The following is a 17,405-nucleotide window of genomic DNA, read 5'->3' on the forward strand; positions in this document are numbered from 1 at the left end:
ATAGAGACAAGGAGGAATTCACGATGGTGAACCAATCGCTAACACCCCGTCAAATCGTAGCTGAATTGGATAAATATATTGTAGGTCAGAAACAAGCTAAGAAATCGGTAGCTGTTGCCCTTCGTAATCGTTATCGGCGCAGTCTGCTGGCTGAGGAACTGCGTGATGAAGTTGTTCCTAAGAACATCTTGATGATCGGACCTACTGGTGTAGGGAAAACCGAGATTGCTCGGCGTTTAGCTAAGCTTGTTAATGCCCCGTTTATCAAGGTGGAGGCAACCAAATTTACTGAGGTGGGTTATGTAGGGCGAGATGTGGAGTCTATGGTGCGTGATTTAGTTGAGACCTCTATTCGTATGGTGAAGCTAGAGCGTACGGAAAAGGTGAAGGACCGTGCAGAAGAACTGGCTAATGAGCGGATTGTCTCTATTTTAGTGCCTTCGTCTTCAAAAAATAAATCTCAGAAGAATCCTTTTGAGATGATTTTTGGCGGGAACTCTTCACAAGAGGATTCTAAAGAAGATTCCGAACCAGATGGAAGCTTAAGTGAACGCCGCCGCGGGGTTAAATTTAAGCTGCTAGCTGGTCAACTGGAAGAAGATATCATTGAAATAGATGTTGAGGATACAGCGCCATCTATGCTGGATATGTTTGCAGGACAAGGGAACGACCAGATGGGGATGAATATGCAAGAAATGTTTGGTAGCTTGCTTCCGAAACGGACGAAGAAGCGGAAGCTTCCTATCCGTGAGGCTCGTAAAGTACTGATTCAGGATGAAGCAACCAAACTGATTGATATGGATGATGTCATTCAGGAATCTGTGACACGCGCTGAACAATCAGGTATTATTTTTATCGATGAGATTGATAAGGTTGCAAGTCAAGGTAAGGGTTCTGGCCCTGATGTATCACGTGAAGGTGTGCAAAGGGATATCCTTCCAATTGTAGAGGGTTCTACAATCATGACAAAATACGGTCCTGTGAAGACGGACTACGTCCTCTTCATGGCTGCCGGGGCTTTCCATGTTGCTAAACCTTCTGATCTGATTCCAGAGCTTCAGGGGCGTTTTCCGATTCGCGTAGAACTAAGCAGTCTGACGCTGGAGGATTTTGTATCCATCTTAACAGAGCCAGAGAATGCTTTGACGAAACAATATGTTAATTTGTTAAAGACTGAGGACATTGAAGTGGAGTTCCAGAAAGATGCTATTTATGAAATTGCCAAAATAGCTGCTTCAGTGAATCAAAATATGGAGAACATAGGTGCTCGGCGTCTTCATACGATTTTGGAGAAGTTATTGGAGGATCTTTCTTTTGAAGCACCTGAGCTGACTCTGGACACTATGGTTATTACACCAGAGTATGTGCGTGAGAAATTGGCAAGTATTGCACAGGATCGTGATTTAAGTCAGTATATTCTTTAATGCGACAAATTCTATTCTTTTGGATTTGGGCATATTGAATTAGAAAATTACAATTCGGTGTCATTAATAGGTAAAAAAATGTAAGAATATGCAATTAAAAAGATAATTTTGAGTTAAAAAAGGAATAAAATAGCAATAAAGTGCTAAAAGCCCTGTCTTTTCTAAAAAGATAGGGCTTATTTCTTATTGTAATAATATACAAATTAAATGAAAATCAATGTATGTGAAAATACTAATAAGTTATACTTTGCGACAAGGTTCGACGTACAAATCGATAAACAGGGGACTTTTTTGCTTTATTTGTCGAAATCAAGCAGGTTTTTTAAGGGAAGTTGTGGAATTCATTTCATTATGATAGCTTTGAAAGGAGGAATTATCTTGGGATTGCTGAATAGTGTCAGTTTTCAACGATTGCAGGGAGGCATTGATGCTGCCTATAAACGACAAAATGTTCTAGCAAATAATGTGGCTAACGAAGATACGCCAAATTTCAAACGTTCTGATGTTTCATTCGAAAGTTTCCTTCAGCAACAAGAAAGTGGAATAAAACCTACACTTAACGCGAAGGTAACGGACTCCCGACATTTTCATTTTGGTACCAACAGAATTGTACCAGCAGCTGTCGTTAGTACGGATGAAACTACTTCGATGAATAATAACGACAACAATGTGGATGTAGAACGAGAAATGGCGTTAAGTGCTGAGAACCAACTCAGGTATAGTTCTTATGTCGAGCAGATCAACAGTCAAATTTCGATGATGCGAGCTGTAATTCAAGGAGGATAAGATTGCATGAACTTTGGAAGTAGTTTTGGGATAAGTGCATCAGCATTAACAGCTCAACGATTGCGGATGGACGTGATTTCCTCCAACGTGGCCAATGCGGAAACTACAAGAGCATCGGTGGTTGATGGCAAAGCCGTTCCTTACCGTCGAAAGCTTGTTGTTATGGAAGCTACCGAAAGTAATAAGTTCTCGAATATACTAAATTCGAAAATGAACGGTAGTAACAATGAAGGTGTAAAGGTGCAGTCCATTATAGAAGATACTTCACCGTTAAAGCCAGTTTACAACCCAAGCCATCCTGATGCGGATGCCGAAGGTTATGTCTATATGCCAAACGTAGATATTACAAAAGAAATGGTAGATATGTTATCTGCATCACGTTCTTATGAAGCCAATGTCACGATGCTAAATGCATCTAAAGCTATGGTAAGTAAAGCACTCGAAATTGGGCGCTAAACGTAATTAACACAAGGAACGCTTCCGAAGTGAGTTTTGTACGAAGTGAATCTAGGAAGCATATGCTTTCAAAACTTTTAGGAGGGAAACAGTTGATACAGAATATCACTAATGGGGTTCAAGCTGTACAGCAGCTTGCCATGAAACCAACATCTACCGAAGTTTCATCCACTCCTGCTAATGCCATGGAGAGCTTTGGTTCTTATCTTGAGAATGCACTCACTAAAGTAGCAGATCAGGAACAACAAGCAAAGGATATGAGTAATAAATTTGTATTGGGAGAAGTGAATATAGACGAGGTGATGATTTCTTCCCAACAGGCTTTACTGAGTTTGCAGTTGACTACACAAGTCCGGAACAAAGTGATAGAAGCCTATCAAGAAATTATGAGAACTCAAATTTAATTAATTCCTAGCTTAGTTCCGGATGGGGTGACACTGTGAATGAAAGATTTGCCCAATATCGGGAGAAGGTGACCCTGTATTGGAACAGATTTAGTGGTAAACAGAAGATTTTATTCTTTTCAACATTGTTTATCATTCTAATAATAATCGTAGTATTAACCATGCAGCTTTCAAAGACAGAATATGAAGTAGCGTTTCAAGATTTGGACAGCACAGATTCAGCTGGAGTAATGAACTACTTGGATACAGCAGGTGTTTCATACCGATTAAGCCAAGATGGAAAGAGCATCTCAGTGCCAAGCACAGAAGCGGCTCGAGTAAAGGTGGATATCGGTTCTCAGGGGATTGTTCAGGGGGGCTCTATCGGTTATAAGGTCTTTAATGAAAATTCGTCAATGATAGGAACGACAGATAGTGAGTTTAATGTGAAGTATAATAATGCATTGAACGGTGAAGTAGAACAGTTAATGAGACGTATGCAAGGAATTAAGGATGCTAAAGTGCTGATTAATTTGCCTAAAGAAACAGTTTTTGCTTCCCAGGCTGACCAAGAGCAAGCATCTGCATCCGTTGTACTTTCATTTAATCCGGGATTCAGACCCAGTCAAGATAATATCGATGGGTACTTTAACCTTGTAAAGACGGCTGTTCCAAATCTACCAATCGATAACATTACGATTGCTAATAATGAAGTCGAGTTAATGCCTACGGCCAAAGGTGGACAAGCTGGGGTTTCCAGCCAAGTTGAAGAGAACTTAGCTCTTCAGAAGAAATTCGAAGAAGATGTAAAGAAAGACGTGAAACAATTCCTTAGCACTCTTACGGGTCCAGATAAAGTTGATGTTCTTGTATTCTCGAAGTTGAACTTTGACAAGGAAAACCGGAAGGAGAATCTCGTAACCCCTGTGGATACAGAGAACATGAAGGGAATTGAGATCAGTTCACAAATCATTAGTAATTCGTATTCGGGTAAAGGAAATACAACTGGCGGAGTGGCAGGCACTGGTTCACAAGATGTAGCGGGCTATCCTTCACAAGCCGGTACGGATACTTCTACTTCGGAAGAATCTTCTGAAACGAGGAACTATGAAGTAAATCGAATTACAAAGGATGTTATCGCAAGTCCCTTTACTGTTAAAGATTTAACCATAAATGTTGCAGTTGAACCACCTACAGGACAAAATACTTTGGACGCTGCTACATCAGCAGCAATTCAAAACATTTTGGTAAATATTGTTCGTGCTTCGCTCGCAGATTCAGGTGCTACATATACAGACGCTGATTTAACCAAAAAGGTTTCGGTGTATTCTCAACAATTTGGCGGAACCGCTGCTAATACAACACCAGGTGGACTTGCCACATGGATGTTATGGGCTATCGGAGCAGCTGCATTGCTGGTTGGAGCAGGTGGAGGATATCTAATCTATCGGAGTCGTAAGAAGACTGTGGAAGAGGAAGATGAAGACATTCCATTGCAGGTTCCTACCGAATTTCCATCTATTAATTTGGAAAGTGTGACGAATGACAGTCAAGTTCGTAAGCAATTGGAAAGTTTGGCCAAGAAAAAGCCAGACGAATTCGTAAATCTGCTGCGTACATGGCTTGCAGACGAACAGAGGTGAACTAATGGCAAAGGCTAGTCAGCAGGGGCTTAGTGGCCGTCAAAAGGCCGCGATCCTGCTTATCACACTAGGGCCCGAGGTATCGGCGCAAATATTCAAACATTTAAGAGACGAGGAGATTGAACAATTAACTCTTGAAATTGCCAATGTCCGTAAAGTGGACAGCAGTGAAAAAGAGTCGATCATGTCTGAGTTCCATCAGATATGCCTCGCCCAGGAATATATATCACAAGGCGGTATTAACTACGCCAAAGAGATTCTGGAGAAAGCACTTGGTTCCGCAAAAGCTATGGAGGTCATTAACCGTCTGACTGCGACTTTGCAGGTAAGACCTTTCGATTTTGCACGCAAGGCTGATCCAAACCAGATTTTGAACTTTATCCAGAATGAGAATGTCCAGACTATCGCGCTTGTATTGTCTTATCTGCAGTTCGAACAAGCCGCAGCTATTCTCTCCTCGTTACCTCAAGAGAAGCAGGCGGAGGTGGCTAGAAGAATTGCTGTAATGGACAGCACCTCCCCGGAGGTCATAACACAAATTGAACGAGTGCTGGAGCAGAAGCTTTCTGCTACAGTAACTCAGGATTATACAAATGCTGGCGGTATCGAATCAATCGTACAAATCTTGAATGGAGTAGACCGTGGGACCGAACGCACAATTCTGGATTCTCTCGAAATTCAAGATCCAGAGCTCGCCGAGGAAATCAAGAAGCGGATGTTCGTATTCGAGGATATTGTCAATGTGGATAATCGTTCGATTCAGCGTATTATACGTGATATTGATAATGCGGACCTGCAGCTTGCCCTTAAGGTTGCAAGCGAAGAAGTACGAGATGTTATTTTCCGGAATATGTCCAAACGTATGGCAGAGACATTCCGAGAAGAAATGGAGTACATGGGCCCTGTGCGGTTGCGTGATGTAGAAGAAGCACAAACGCGTATTGTAGGTACGATCCGCAGACTCGAAGAGTCTGGAGAAATTATCATCGCTCGTGGCGGAGGAGATGACATCATTGTCTAAGCTGATTAAGCATTCTCAGTATGTTCCAGTTGATGTACTGAAAAGATTGGAGCAGGCCCGGCACTATGCGGGCCTAACTGAGGAGCCCGTTCCAGAGGAGACTGTAAGCGAGACTGACTATCATGATCCCGCTCGTGAAGAGGCTGAAGTGGCACGTAAGCAAATGCTTAAAGACGCCCAAGAATTTGCTGAAGAGCAAGTTCGGAATGCCTCTCTTGAAGCGGAGCAGATTGTTGAATCCTCAAAAGCGGAGGCTGAAGAGTGGTGGAAAGAGCGGCGTGAGCAGGATGAGCATCTGGTTGAGGCCGTCAAAGCCGAGGCTTATCAGCTAGGGTATCAAGAAGGTGTTTCTCAAGCTGAGCAAGAGATGAAGCTTAAAATTGCAGCGATGATGGATGAAGCACGTGCTGTTTTAACTGAAGCCTATAAGGCAAGAGATGTCATTATTCAGGAAGCTGAACCTTTCTTGGTAGAGCTAAGCTGTGATATTGCGGAGAAAATTGTGGATAGACAGTTAACGGTTGAGCCGCAGTTTGCAATGGATTTGATTCGGAAGAATCTAGCTCGTAAACGTGAGCAGGGGCTGATCTCACTGTGTGTATCACCTGCGCAGTTCGCTTTCGTAAACGCAGCAAGGGAAGAATTGTCATTAGCAGTTGACTCGCAGGCTGAACTACAGATCTTGCCAGACTCGACTGTGAAAGATCAAGGTTGTGTAATCCGCTCCTCCTTTGGCAGCATAGATGCCCGAATTGATACTCAGCTTGCAGAAATTAAGAAAGAGCTGGTTAGAATCGCGCTGGACACCGATGAGCAGAGAAATGGGGAAGAAGATGCTTGATAGTAACCGTTATAAGGAGCAACTTCGTAATCTCGATCCGGTGAGGATCAATGGGAAAGTGACGCAGGTTATCGGTCTTATGGTTGAATCGGAAGGACCTGATGCTAGCATTGGTGATGTGTGCTATATCTATCCTTCTAAAGGAAATAAGCCGCTGCAAGCTGAGGTCGTTGGTTTCCGTGACAACAAGGTGCTATTAATGCCACTTGGAGAACTGCAAGCAATCGGACCTGGTTGTGATGTAGTGGGAACAGGTAAGCCGCTTAGTGTTCAGGTGGGTTCAGAATTGCTGGGTAAGGTACTGGATGGTCTAGGGCAACCGCTTGATGGTTCCCTGATCCCAGCTCGAATGCCACATAGTTCGACCTTTAACATTCCGTCCAATCCACTCAATAGACCAAGAGTGCAAGAACCTATTAGCATCGGTGTAAGAGCGATAGATGGTTTGCTAACCATTGGTAAAGGTCAGCGGGTGGGGATTTTCGCTGGTTCAGGGGTCGGCAAAAGTACGCTAATGGGAATGATTGCACGTAATACATCAGCAGATGTTAATGTTATCGCTCTGATTGGGGAACGTGGCAGGGAAGTGCTGGATTTCATCGAACGCGATTTGGGACCTGAGGGTTTGCAGAGGTCGGTTGTTATTGTTGCTACATCTGACCAGCCTGCATTAATTCGAATCAAGGGAGCGCTTATTGCTACAACGATTGCTGAGTATTTTCGGGATCGAGGACTTAATGTGATGCTAATGATGGATTCGGTCACTCGTTATGCTATGGCTCAACGTGAAGTTGGACTTGCAGTCGGAGAACCACCAGCTATGAGAGGTTACACACCATCAGTGTTTGCAAGCTTACCTAAACTACTAGAACGCGCCGGAACTGGACCTACAGGCTCTATCACAGCTTTTTACACGGTATTGGTTGATGGAGATGACATGAATGAGCCGATCGCTGATGCGGTGAGAGGAATACTCGATGGACATATCGTCCTTAATCGAAGTATTGCGAACAAAGGACATTTTCCAGCAATAGATGTGCTTTCCAGCATTAGTCGTGTAATGAAGGATATTGCGCCAGAAGAACAGATCGCCGCAGCAGAGAATGTTAAGCGACTAATGGCCGTGTACAAGGATTCAGAAGATTTAATTAATATCGGAGCATATCAGAGAGGCTCCAATGCTCAAATCGATGAGTCGATGGAGTATATAGACAGTATATGGGAATTCACCAAACAAAGAGTGAATGAAAAAGTTACGCTGGCTGAAGTTCAACAGTCTTTAATTTCACACTTCTCGAGGAGTTGATTCAGTATCATGAGATTTCATTATACTTTTCAAAAAGTCGTTGACTTGAAGGGCAATGAGAAGACACAGGCAGAATGGATGCTCTCAAGCGCGCTTGGAGAATTGCAGGCACAAGAAAGAAGCCTGGATGAACTCACCTTTCAGCGGAGCGCTATTATGTTATCTTTACAAAATGCCGCAGAACAAAAGGCCCCTATGGCGAAGATTCGTGAAATGCAAGAATATGTAGAATACCTGGATATATGCATTGCCCGTAAACATACGGACATTAGAAGTGCACATCAGGAAGTGTTGAAGAAGCAAGATCAGTTAAGCACAAAGGTATTAGATGAAAAAGTATGGTTAAAGGCAAAAGATAAGGCTGAGACACAGTTTCAGCAAAGTATGATTTTACGGGAACAAAACGAACTGGATGAGATGGCAACCGTCCGCTTCGCGATGAAATCCCTCTAACCCGGGAGGTTTCCGCTAGTGGCTAATATTGATAATGACATGGAACTTGAAAATGAAGGGTCAGCGGGGAAATTTGAGCGGTTCTTATTTCTAATGATACCGATTATCTTCACGCTAGTACTGCTTGGAGTACTGTTGACGCTTTTTAATATGGACATTCGTAATAATGTGCTTGAAGTTGCGAATAAAATTCCGTTTCTGGAAAAATGGGTTCCTGATCCGCCAACAGATCCTTCTAAACCAAAGGAAGAAAGCAAAAAGCAGGAAGTGAGCTCAAACTCAACGATTAAGGAGCTCAAAGCTCAGCTTGCCCAGCAGGCAGTGGAGTTGAAGAAGGTCACAGATGAAAAAACAGGCCAGGATACCAAGGTTCAGGCGCTAGAGTCGCAAATTGAGGGAATGAAGACGGAAGCTGCTGCAGCTGCTGAAGTAAACACCGGGGAAACAGATGAACCTTATCAGAAGCAGGTTACTGATCTGGCGAAGCTGTACGCGGGCATGAAAGCTTCCAAAGCTGCACCGATTATGGAGAATTTGACTACTGAAGAGATGGTGCAGATATTCAGCGTAATGAATAAAGCGAGTAAAACTGCCATTCTGGAAAAAATGGATCCTCAAAAAGCGGCAGATGTCACGATTAAGTTGAAAGAAACTACCTCTTCTAGTGATATGGCTATTGCTGCTCTTCAATCTAGATTGAAAAAAGAAGCTGGCACTACTCAAACGACTAAAACTAGTACAAATCTGGATAAGGAAAAGTTGAACCAAACCTTTAGTTCAATGACGCCTGCCAATGCAGCTTCTCTACTAGGAGAAATGTACAAGATTAGCCCGGATAAAGTAGTAACGATTATGAATACCGTAAGTGATAGTGTTCGTTCTTCGATTTTGGGGGAAATGACTAAAAATGATAGTGCGCAAACCGCGAAGATTGTTAACCGTTTGATGGGTGCTAAATAAATATTGAAAGGAGGTGAAAAATAATATGAGTTTAGTGGTTCAATCGCTTGTGAGCGCAAATACAACAGCTGCAAGCGGTAGCTCATCGACTTCTACTGGCACAACAGCAGCTGTACCTTTCGCGCAGACTTTAGTGCAAACTATGGGAGGAAACACAGCTACCACCACATCGGTACCTACTGATCCGCTTTTGGGAAATCTAGCCTCTTTATTGCAAGGTCTTTTAAAGGAAGTGCAGACGACTGGAGAAGATCAAGGGGGGCAAGATACGCAGAATTCTGATCTTATCGAGAAGCTAACTGCTGATGTTGAAAATCTGGATGAAAGCATCAATAGCGATCCTGCTGTGCTGGTAGCTTTGCAAGCTTGGCTTCTTCAGGTAGCAGCTCTTCTATCAGGAAGTCAAGCGACTGAGGGTGATGCTACATCTGATACGGAGTCGGCAGGAAGCTTGTCGCCGTTAGCTCAGCATGCGGATACGCTGCGATTTGCTGTTCAAGATGATTTGCAAAGTTTAGTTACTATGATTCAGGAAGCTGCTGTCAGTGGGAACGAAGAAGCTGCTAGTAAAGGAATAAGCCTGTTAAATAATTTCACAGCAATACTAGAACAGTCCTCCGCTAACACTATTAAGGGAAAGGGAAAGAACTCCAGTTTAAATGAAAATTCTGGTGTATCTTTACAACAACCTATAGTGACTGAAAGCAAAGGTAATACGACGGATAAGACCATTCAAAACCTTAGTAACCGTGCTGGAGAAGCAGCTGCAATTAAGAATGAAGCAGTCCTAACTTCGCCTGTGACCTCAGGAACTGTTCAAGATCCTGAAGCAGAGCTTACCGCTCCATTGATTAAAAGCAGTGCAACTGGAGAAACAAAGCAGGCAGAATCAGCTCAAGATTCCACATCAGGAACTACTATCATAGAAGGAGATCATGAGGTTGTAACTGCTGGTCAACTAGCTCTTCGGGGAGGAATTACTGCTCCGTTGAAGGCTGAGGTTCCAGTAGCTCCTGTACCCGTTCATCAGTTTGCACAGGAAATGACCGGTTTTATTACTGGTAAATTGGAGATTGTGCAAAAAGGCGGAGTAGCTGAGGCTACGATATCACTCTTTCCAGAAAATCTCGGACAAGTAGATGTTAAGATTACTATGCAAAACGGCCATCTGGTTGCACAGTTTATGACTGAACATTCCGGAGCTAAGGATATGTTGGAACAGCAGATGAACCAGCTTCGAGCGGCATTGCAGTCTCAAGGCCTCCAGGTAGAGAAATTAGAAGTCACACAAAATAATACCCCCCTCAATTCACAATGGGGTCAAGAAGGACGCCAACCTGGCTCTGGAAGTGGTCAGCAGGGTAGACGTTCCAAAGAAAGTCGTGAGGAAGCTAATGATGCCATTCTTGCCGCTGAGCTAAATGGTGAATGGAAAGACTGGGTTTCAAACACAGGGCAAGAAGATCAGTCTCAAGGTGGATCTTTCTCTGCTAAAGCTTAAACTTATCAGAAGTGAAAGAGAGGTGAACGGTTATGACGTCAACGACTCCTCCTGTTTCTACCAAAGACCAGTGGAATTATACAAAGCCTGAATCTACTAAAACAACAGGGAATTCTGTCTTGGGTAAGGATCAGTTTTTGAAGATATTGATCACTCAGCTGCAGAATCAAGATCCGATGCAACCGATGCAAGATAAAGAATTTATTGCTCAAATGGCACAGTTTACATCTGTTGAGCAGCTGATGAATATCTCTACACAGCTTACATCAATGAATCAGTCTCTTGGCTCGGTATCCGGCTTGATTGGTAAAGATATCACATGGACGGATACCGCCACAAATCTACCTAAGACAGGGAATGTAGAATCAATCGTTGTCAGCAAGGGGATTCAATATGCGGTTGTGGGGAAAGACAGAATTGCTTTAACCGATATTACACAAATTCAGAATCCCGCAACAACAGAGAATGGTTCTGGTACAGATAGTAATACTCCGGAGAATAACGGAGGAAGCGAGGCGACAATATGAGTGACAGGCTGACCATAGGCCAACTGTATCCTGCGTCGTCCCTACTTTCCTCAACGTTACAGCGATCTTCGATACCGAAGCAGACTGTGACTGGAGAAGCCACCTTTGAGAGCGTACTGCAACAGAAGCTACTAAAATTCAGTAATCATGCTGCTAAGCGTCTTGAACAAAGAGGAATTGAACTTGGAAGCAGACAACTGGATCAGATTTCTTCTGCTGTGGATAAAGCTGCTGCCAAAGGCAGTAAAGAATCCTTGATATTAATGAAGGACTTGGCATTTATCGTAAGTGTCCCGAATCGTACGGTTGTAACCGCTATGGATGGAAATTCGATTAAAGATAACGTGTTTACGCAAATTGATAGTGCAATTGTGATTTCATAACCGGCTGGTCCTAACGGAAAGCCGAGGCGGCCGCTGACCGACTGACGCGGTCCCATTCACTTAGTAAGTTATTAGGACTCTATAATCTGGGAGGACAACACAAATGTTAAGATCAATGTATTCAGGGGTTTCAGGGATGAGAGGCTTTCAGACTAAGCTTGATGTAATCGGAAATAACATTGCCAATGTTAATACAATTGGTTTTAAATCAGGACGCGTTATGTTTAAGGACATTATGAGTCAAACTGTTTCTGGAGTAACAGCTCCAAGTGATGATGGCGCAGGTGGTGTGAATGCTAAACAAGTAGGACTGGGTGTAAGCATCGCTTCTATTGATACACTCCATTTAGCCGGTAGTGCTCAAACTACTAACAATCCGACAGATTTGCGTATTGACGGCGATGGTTTTTTCCTAGTGAAGCTTACTGCGGATCAGGAAACTGCTTTTTTGACACGTGCAGGAGATTTTCACATAGACGCTGCGCGTAATCTTGTTACTTCTGACGGACTTCATGTGATAGATGCCGATGGTACTGCCATTCAACTGGGTGATGATGTAACAGCATTCTCCATTTCCAATGATGGAACAATTGTTCAGACCATGGCGGATGGAACGACTGAAGCAGGTGTGAAGATCGGTGTAGCTAAGGTAACCAATCCATCTGGTCTAGAGAAGATCGGTGGCAATCTGTACCGTATGTCACTCAATGCGAATGCAGAAGGCGAACTTGTTCCGACTACAGCGAATAATACAGAAGATGGCACTGGGGCGATCATTTCTGGTCAACTCGAAATGTCCAATGTGGATCTTACGAATGAATTTACAGAAATGATCGTATCGCAACGTGGATTCCAGGCGAACTCTCGTATTATTACGACTTCTGATGAAGTGCTGCAGGAAGTAGTAAACCTGAAGCGTTAATTTTATCAATAATTTAATATCTTTTTTAAAGGTTAACGCGGAGTCGTGGGGGAGATACCCCTCCCCCTATTTTTGTTAGGAGGCCTGTTATGATATCGGTAACGAGATTAAATGGAACACCGATGTGGATCAATGCCCTACTGGTAGAAATGGTAGAAGAAAGCCCGGATACATATATTACGCTAGTAACCGGAAAAAGACTGATCGTGCTTGAAAAAGCTGAGGAAGTTATTACGAAGATCCGGGATTATAACAGGGACATAGGCACATATGCTGCCACCATTAAAGTCCAGTCAATGGAGGAGCTAACATGAAGAAGATGCTGCCATGGTTACTTACAATTTTACTTGCGATTACACTTATCGTGATAGCCGCATTTCTATTAATGGACAAGATCTTTCCGAAAGATACGAACGATGTAAATGCTGCGGTTCAAAGTGTGGAAACCAAGCATTTAACTGCAGATGAAATCGTCGAATTAACGGCAGAGATCACAGAGATCAAAACAAATCTTGCTGATCCCGATTATATCGTTCAAATAGATTTCGCCTTCCAACTGAATTCTGCGAAATCAAAGGAAGCTTTCGAAAAAATAAAAGAGATCAAAATCAAACCGATTATTATCAAAACGCTTGCAGATACCAAACCTGAGGAGCTTAATGGAGCAAATGGTAAAGACCAGCTTAGCAGCAAGCTTGTTAATCTGATCAATAAGACATTGACCGAAGGCAATATCACTCAGATCGAAGTCACCAAATTCCTTTTGGCTTCTATGTAGCTTCAGGCATGATAATTCTTTGATGGGGGGGTGATTGAATTGGTTGATGTACTATCACAAAACGAAATAGATGCTCTACTTGCTGCACTTTCTTCAGGTGAGATGGATGCCGATGAACTTAAAAAGGAAGAAACTCAGAAGAAGATCCGATCTTATGACTTTAAACGGGCTGTTCGATTTTCGAAAGATCATATCCGTAGTCTTACAAGGATTCATGACAATTTCGCACGCTATCTTACAACGTACTTTTCAGCCCAATTACGCACCTTTGTGCAGATTAATGTCGTTCAAGTAGAGCAGCTCCCTTATGATGAATTCATTCGTTCCATTCCGAAAATGACAATACTGAACATTTTTGAAGCCGAACCTTTAGAAGGTCGAATGGTAATGGAAGTTCATCCCAACATCGCTTTCGCTATGCTGGACAGATTGCTGGGCGGTTTTGGGACTGCGCCATCTAAGATTAATGCTTTAACTGAAATCGAAACAACGATTATGGAGCGTATCTTCAGCAGATGTTTTGAGAGCTTGCAGGAAGCTTGGAAGACTGTGCTGGATATCCAGCCGCGCATGGAAGCGCTCGAAACGAACCCACAGTTCATGCAAATTGTATCGCCCAATGAGACCATTGCATTAATCTCGTTAAGCACCAAAATTGGAGATACAACAGGTATGATCAATCTTTGCATACCGCACGTCGTTCTGGAACCAATAATGTCTAGACTATCTGTTCACCAATGGTTTGTAACAGAGAAGAAGACGCGGGATGCAGATGAACTTGAAGCAATCAAGGCTAGAGTGCATAAGGCGAAACTGCCGATTGTCGCTGAACTTGGAGAATCGAGCTTATCTATATCTGAGTTTCTTGGGCTTAGCGTTGGTGACGTGATCTCACTAAACAGGAATGTAGATTCTGGACTCTCGATTAAGGTAGGGGAGAAGCTTAAGTTCATCGGAAGTCCTGGAATGGTGAAAGACAAGGTAGCCGTGCAAATAGACGAGATTGTTAGTGAAGGAGTTGAAGAATTTGACGAGTAAAGATTATTTATCCCAAGAAGAAATCGACGCCCTTCTGAGACAATCTGCGGAAGGCTCATTGGCTCCTTCAGAGAAAACGGTAAATGACTATTTAACACCGTTTGAACAGGATGCTTTGGGTGAAATCGGTAATATAACGTTTGGTAGTGCAGCGACAGCTCTTTCCACTTTACTGGGAAAAAAGGTTGATATTACAACCCCTCAAGTTTCTATCATTACACGCGGGGAGTTTGAAGTGGCTTTTCCTAAACCACATGTAGCTGTACACGTGGAATATGTAGATGGATTTCAAGGTATTAACTCACTTGTTATTAAGATTAGGGATGCACAGGTCATCGCAGATTTAATGCTTGGTGGGGAAGGCGAACCTAAAGATGAAGAATTGAATGAAATTCACATTAGTGCTGTGCAGGAAGCTATGAACCAAATGATGGGTTCTTCTGCCACATCAATGTCTACTATCTTCAATCGATTTGTTAATATTTCGCCTCCGGGTATCGACATTCTGAACATGTCCAGCGGTGAAGGTGTAGGCAGCTTACCCAATGACGAAACCTTAATTCGAATTTCGTTCCGACTCAAGATAGGAGATTTAATAGACTCTACTATTATGCAGCTCTTGCCTGTCCAGTTTGCTAAGGATATGGTAACGATGCTTCTGGGTGATGTAAGTCCTGCAGCGCAGGAGGCTGCAGTAACGGCGACAGAACCTTCTTCTAAGCCAGCTCAAGAGACGCCTCCTGTAGCTCCTCCAGTGCACCAGGCGCCTTCACAGCCCGCAGGAGAAACACCTCCGCCATACCTGCCGCAGGGGATGCCTGGTTATCCAGGGATGCCAGAAGGCGGATATTATTACCCTCCAGCAGGAATGCCGGCGTATGGCATGCCAGGGATGCCACCCTACGGAATGCCACCTCAAGGCATGCCTTATGGACAGACACCACCGCTTAGTCCTGAAGCGAATCGCAATGTAAATGTACAGCCTGTACAGTTTGCTAACCTTAACGGTGGAGCTTTTGGTCATATTGATGAAAACAATTTAAATTTATTGATGGACATACCGCTTAGAGTAACCGTAGAATTAGGAAGGACCCAGAAGCAGATTAAAGATATTTTAGAAATGTCTCAAGGCTCGATCATTGAGCTGGACAAGCTCGCTGGTGAGCCTGTAGATATTTTGGTTAACAACAAGCTTATTGCCAAAGGTGAAGTCGTAGTTATCGACGAAAACTTCGGCGTACGCGTTACGGATATCGTCAGCCAGTGGGACCGAATTCAGAAATTACAATAAGCATACTTAGGGAGGATTTTGTAAAAATGGCTAACCGAATTCTAATCGTGGACGATGCAGCATTTATGAGAATGATGATCCGTGACATTTTGTCGAAAAACGGATTTGAAGTAGTGGGCGAAGCTCAGGACGGTTCTCAAGCTATAGAGAAATTTAAAGAACTGCGTCCGGACCTTATCACGATGGATATAACTATGCCTGAGATGGACGGAATCGCCGCCCTGAAAGAAATCAAGAAGGTAGATCCGGCAGCTAAGGTCATCATGTGTTCAGCCATGGGCCAGCAGGCTATGGTTATCGATGCTATTCAAGCGGGAGCAAAAGACTTTATTGTGAAGCCTTTCCAAGCTGACCGAGTTATCGAAGCTATCAACAAAACGTTGGGTGTGTAGGATAAAGTCATGTTATATTCCGAAACGCTCGGAAGCAGTAATACCCTGCTGAATTTGTTTAAAGTTATTTTTGTCCTTGCAGTAATCATTGTACTTATTGTGCTGCTGATCCGTTTTCTTGGACGTCGTAATCAGACCTTTATGAGCGGGCGCTCCATTCGAACGCTTGGTGCTGTGGGGCTTGGACCTAACAAGTCGATGCAGGTTATTGAACTGGGAAGCAGCCTATACTTAATCGGGATTGGTGAGAATATATCCATCTTGGATAAAGTCACTGATCCAGATGAAGTGGCTTTGATCATTGCAGCATTTGAGGATCAATCCTCCAACCAGAATAATTTTCTCGCACCGCTTATGGCCAAGGTTAAGGTTAAGCTGCGTGGGGAGGTTCCATCAGAAGAAATCGAGCTTAGTGAATCATCATCCTTTTACGAGACACTGCAATCCAAGCTTCGTTCTGCACCAGAGCGTAAAGAGAAAATGGAAGAGCTGTTCCGGGATGATGCTACTAAGGATGAGTCGAGGAATTTATGAAAAAGAAGCTAATTCTTGCTATTCTGCTGTTCGGGTTCATTAGTATAGTTATGATGCGGCCGATACATGCTGATCCTATACCTAATGTTAATATTCAGGTCGGTAATGAAGATGGTTCAAGCGGTGGTACCAGTTCCATATCAATTCTTCTTCTCGTTACGGTTCTGAGTATTGCTCCGGCGTTTCTAGTTCTTATGACCAGTTTTACTAGAATTGTAATCGTGCTCGGTTTTGTTAGAACCTCACTTGGTACTCAGGCCATGCCTCCGAATCAGGTGCTGGTAGGGCTTGCTCTGTTTCTGACCCTGTTCATTATGTCGCCAACTTTGGCGCAAGTGAATGAAACGGCATTACAGCCGTATATGAAGGGGACGATTACCCAGACTGAGGCTTTTGATAAAGCTGCTGATCCGATGAAAGAGTTTATGTTTAAACAGACCAATTCCAAAGACCTTTTGTTATTTATGAAATATACCGGTTATACGGGATCGGCTAAACCGGCTACATACAGTGATATTCCACTGACGGTGATGGTGCCAGCTTTCGCAATTGGAGAATTGAAAAAAGCTTTTACAATGGGCTTCTTAATTTTCATTCCATTTCTGATTATTGATATTGTTGTGGCGAGTACGTTGATGGCCATGGGGATGATGATGCTTCCCCCGGTCATGATTTCATTACCTTTTAAAATTATGCTCTTTGTACTGGTAGACGGCTGGTACTTAGTCATTAAATCACTACTTCTTAGTTTTAACACCTGACCTTA

At 43.2% G+C, this 17,405-nt stretch carries 21 protein-coding genes; all 21 read left to right on the forward strand.

The annotated features are described in order from the left end of the window. Positions 1 to 23: 23 nt before the first annotated feature. Positions 24 to 1,424 carry an ATP-dependent protease ATPase subunit HslU gene (gene hslU, locus L1028_RS11440; RefSeq protein WP_234533886.1) on the forward strand — a complete coding sequence of 467 codons (1,401 nt, stop codon included), beginning with the start codon at positions 24 to 26 and terminating at the stop codon, positions 1,422 to 1,424. Positions 1,425 to 1,802: 378 nt separating this feature from the next. Continuing rightward, positions 1,803 to 2,210: a flagellar basal body rod protein FlgB gene (flgB, locus tag L1028_RS11445; protein ID WP_234533887.1), complete on the forward strand. Its 408-nt coding sequence runs from the start codon at positions 1,803 to 1,805 to the stop codon at positions 2,208 to 2,210. A gap of 6 nt (positions 2,211 to 2,216) precedes the next feature. Then, complete coding sequence (gene flgC / locus L1028_RS11450; protein WP_234533889.1) at positions 2,217 to 2,666, forward strand: flagellar basal body rod protein FlgC; 450 nt, start codon at positions 2,217 to 2,219, stop codon at positions 2,664 to 2,666. Positions 2,667 to 2,758: 92 nt separating this feature from the next. Next, positions 2,759 to 3,070, forward strand: a complete 312-nt coding sequence (fliE, locus tag L1028_RS11455; protein ID WP_042189451.1) for a flagellar hook-basal body complex protein FliE — start codon at positions 2,759 to 2,761, stop codon at positions 3,068 to 3,070. A gap of 35 nt (positions 3,071 to 3,105) precedes the next feature. Then, positions 3,106 to 4,692, forward strand: a complete 1,587-nt coding sequence (fliF, locus tag L1028_RS11460) for a flagellar basal-body MS-ring/collar protein FliF (protein WP_234533891.1) — start codon at positions 3,106 to 3,108, stop codon at positions 4,690 to 4,692. A gap of 4 nt (positions 4,693 to 4,696) precedes the next feature. After that, the gene (gene fliG / locus L1028_RS11465) at positions 4,697 to 5,713 is read left to right on the forward strand and encodes a flagellar motor switch protein FliG (RefSeq protein WP_042128934.1); all 1,017 of its coding nucleotides are present in this window, start codon (positions 4,697 to 4,699) and stop codon (positions 5,711 to 5,713) included. Next, on the forward strand, positions 5,706 to 6,554 hold the full coding sequence (locus L1028_RS11470) for a FliH/SctL family protein (protein ID WP_234533892.1): 849 nt from the start codon (positions 5,706 to 5,708) through the stop codon (positions 6,552 to 6,554). The genes fliG and L1028_RS11470 overlap by 8 nt, the downstream gene beginning before the upstream one ends. Further along, positions 6,523 to 7,860, forward strand: coding sequence for a flagellar protein export ATPase FliI (gene fliI, locus L1028_RS11475; RefSeq protein ID WP_279306853.1), 1,338 nt, complete (start codon positions 6,523 to 6,525; stop codon positions 7,858 to 7,860). Before L1028_RS11470 ends, fliI begins: the two co-directional genes overlap by 32 nt. A gap of 9 nt (positions 7,861 to 7,869) precedes the next feature. Beyond that, positions 7,870 to 8,313, forward strand: a complete 444-nt coding sequence (gene fliJ, locus L1028_RS11480; RefSeq protein ID WP_076285416.1) for a flagellar export protein FliJ — start codon at positions 7,870 to 7,872, stop codon at positions 8,311 to 8,313. An 18-nt stretch (positions 8,314 to 8,331) separates the two neighbouring features. Beyond that, positions 8,332 to 9,273 (forward strand): MotE family protein, encoded by a 942-nt coding sequence (locus L1028_RS11485; RefSeq protein WP_341482531.1) that lies wholly within the window; start codon positions 8,332 to 8,334, stop codon positions 9,271 to 9,273. A 25-nt stretch (positions 9,274 to 9,298) separates the two neighbouring features. Next, the gene (locus L1028_RS11490; protein ID WP_234533895.1) at positions 9,299 to 10,774 is read left to right on the forward strand and encodes a flagellar hook-length control protein FliK; all 1,476 of its coding nucleotides are present in this window, start codon (positions 9,299 to 9,301) and stop codon (positions 10,772 to 10,774) included. Positions 10,775 to 10,806: 32 nt separating this feature from the next. Then, on the forward strand, positions 10,807 to 11,301 hold the full coding sequence (locus tag L1028_RS11495) for a flagellar hook capping FlgD N-terminal domain-containing protein (protein ID WP_234533896.1): 495 nt from the start codon (positions 10,807 to 10,809) through the stop codon (positions 11,299 to 11,301). Continuing rightward, on the forward strand, positions 11,298 to 11,684 hold the full coding sequence (locus tag L1028_RS11500; RefSeq protein ID WP_234533898.1) for a TIGR02530 family flagellar biosynthesis protein: 387 nt from the start codon (positions 11,298 to 11,300) through the stop codon (positions 11,682 to 11,684). The genes L1028_RS11495 and L1028_RS11500 overlap by 4 nt, the downstream gene beginning before the upstream one ends. Positions 11,685 to 11,787: 103 nt before the next feature. Then, the gene (gene flgG, locus L1028_RS11505) at positions 11,788 to 12,606 is read left to right on the forward strand and encodes a flagellar basal body rod protein FlgG (protein WP_234533900.1); all 819 of its coding nucleotides are present in this window, start codon (positions 11,788 to 11,790) and stop codon (positions 12,604 to 12,606) included. An 89-nt stretch (positions 12,607 to 12,695) separates the two neighbouring features. Beyond that, positions 12,696 to 12,920, forward strand: a complete 225-nt coding sequence (locus L1028_RS11510; protein ID WP_234533902.1) for a flagellar FlbD family protein — start codon at positions 12,696 to 12,698, stop codon at positions 12,918 to 12,920. Then, on the forward strand, positions 12,917 to 13,384 hold the full coding sequence (locus L1028_RS11515) for a flagellar basal body-associated FliL family protein (RefSeq protein WP_234533904.1): 468 nt from the start codon (positions 12,917 to 12,919) through the stop codon (positions 13,382 to 13,384). The genes L1028_RS11510 and L1028_RS11515 overlap by 4 nt, the downstream gene beginning before the upstream one ends. Before the next feature lie 39 nt (positions 13,385 to 13,423). After that, complete coding sequence (fliM, locus tag L1028_RS11520; protein ID WP_234533905.1) at positions 13,424 to 14,422, forward strand: flagellar motor switch protein FliM; 999 nt, start codon at positions 13,424 to 13,426, stop codon at positions 14,420 to 14,422. Further along, the gene (gene fliY / locus L1028_RS11525) at positions 14,412 to 15,713 is read left to right on the forward strand and encodes a flagellar motor switch phosphatase FliY (protein ID WP_234533908.1); all 1,302 of its coding nucleotides are present in this window, start codon (positions 14,412 to 14,414) and stop codon (positions 15,711 to 15,713) included. Before fliM ends, fliY begins: the two co-directional genes overlap by 11 nt. A 26-nt stretch (positions 15,714 to 15,739) precedes the next feature. Further along, positions 15,740 to 16,105 carry a response regulator gene (locus L1028_RS11530; protein WP_036688523.1) on the forward strand — a complete coding sequence of 122 codons (366 nt, stop codon included), beginning with the start codon at positions 15,740 to 15,742 and terminating at the stop codon, positions 16,103 to 16,105. A gap of 9 nt (positions 16,106 to 16,114) precedes the next feature. Further along, the gene (locus L1028_RS11535) at positions 16,115 to 16,639 is read left to right on the forward strand and encodes a flagellar biosynthetic protein FliO (RefSeq protein ID WP_234533909.1); all 525 of its coding nucleotides are present in this window, start codon (positions 16,115 to 16,117) and stop codon (positions 16,637 to 16,639) included. Then, the gene (fliP, locus tag L1028_RS11540) at positions 16,636 to 17,400 is read left to right on the forward strand and encodes a flagellar type III secretion system pore protein FliP (RefSeq protein ID WP_042189441.1); all 765 of its coding nucleotides are present in this window, start codon (positions 16,636 to 16,638) and stop codon (positions 17,398 to 17,400) included. Before L1028_RS11535 ends, fliP begins: the two co-directional genes overlap by 4 nt. The last annotated feature ends 5 nt before the right edge of the window (positions 17,401 to 17,405 follow it).

The sequence above is a fragment of the Paenibacillus pseudetheri genome (assembly GCF_924513355.1).
Classification (GTDB): Bacteria; Bacillota; Bacilli; order Paenibacillales; family Paenibacillaceae; genus Paenibacillus_AQ; species Paenibacillus_AQ pseudetheri.

What these genes read in the sequence shown, in the direction of transcription:
- fliG (WP_042128934.1), top strand. Translation starts at nt 4,697, where the DNA reads ATGGCAAAGGCTAGTCAGCAGGGGCTTAGTGGCCGTCAAAAGGCCGCG.
- fliI (WP_279306853.1), top strand. Translation starts at nt 6,523, where the DNA reads ATGAGCAGAGAAATGGGGAAGAAGATGCTTGATAGTAACCGTTATAAG.
- hslU (WP_234533886.1), top strand. Translation starts at nt 24, where the DNA reads ATGGTGAACCAATCGCTAACACCCCGTCAAATCGTAGCTGAATTGGAT.
- L1028_RS11535 (WP_234533909.1), top strand. Translation starts at nt 16,115, where the DNA reads ATGTTATATTCCGAAACGCTCGGAAGCAGTAATACCCTGCTGAATTTG.
- fliJ (WP_076285416.1), top strand. Translation starts at nt 7,870, where the DNA reads ATGAGATTTCATTATACTTTTCAAAAAGTCGTTGACTTGAAGGGCAAT.
- L1028_RS11490 (WP_234533895.1), top strand. Translation starts at nt 9,299, where the DNA reads ATGAGTTTAGTGGTTCAATCGCTTGTGAGCGCAAATACAACAGCTGCA.
- flgG (WP_234533900.1), top strand. Translation starts at nt 11,788, where the DNA reads ATGTTAAGATCAATGTATTCAGGGGTTTCAGGGATGAGAGGCTTTCAG.
- L1028_RS11500 (WP_234533898.1), top strand. Translation starts at nt 11,298, where the DNA reads ATGAGTGACAGGCTGACCATAGGCCAACTGTATCCTGCGTCGTCCCTA.
- L1028_RS11530 (WP_036688523.1), top strand. Translation starts at nt 15,740, where the DNA reads ATGGCTAACCGAATTCTAATCGTGGACGATGCAGCATTTATGAGAATG.
- flgC (WP_234533889.1), top strand. Translation starts at nt 2,217, where the DNA reads ATGAACTTTGGAAGTAGTTTTGGGATAAGTGCATCAGCATTAACAGCT.
- fliP (WP_042189441.1), top strand. Translation starts at nt 16,636, where the DNA reads ATGAAAAAGAAGCTAATTCTTGCTATTCTGCTGTTCGGGTTCATTAGT.
- L1028_RS11510 (WP_234533902.1), top strand. Translation starts at nt 12,696, where the DNA reads ATGATATCGGTAACGAGATTAAATGGAACACCGATGTGGATCAATGCC.
- L1028_RS11515 (WP_234533904.1), top strand. Translation starts at nt 12,917, where the DNA reads ATGAAGAAGATGCTGCCATGGTTACTTACAATTTTACTTGCGATTACA.
- L1028_RS11495 (WP_234533896.1), top strand. Translation starts at nt 10,807, where the DNA reads ATGACGTCAACGACTCCTCCTGTTTCTACCAAAGACCAGTGGAATTAT.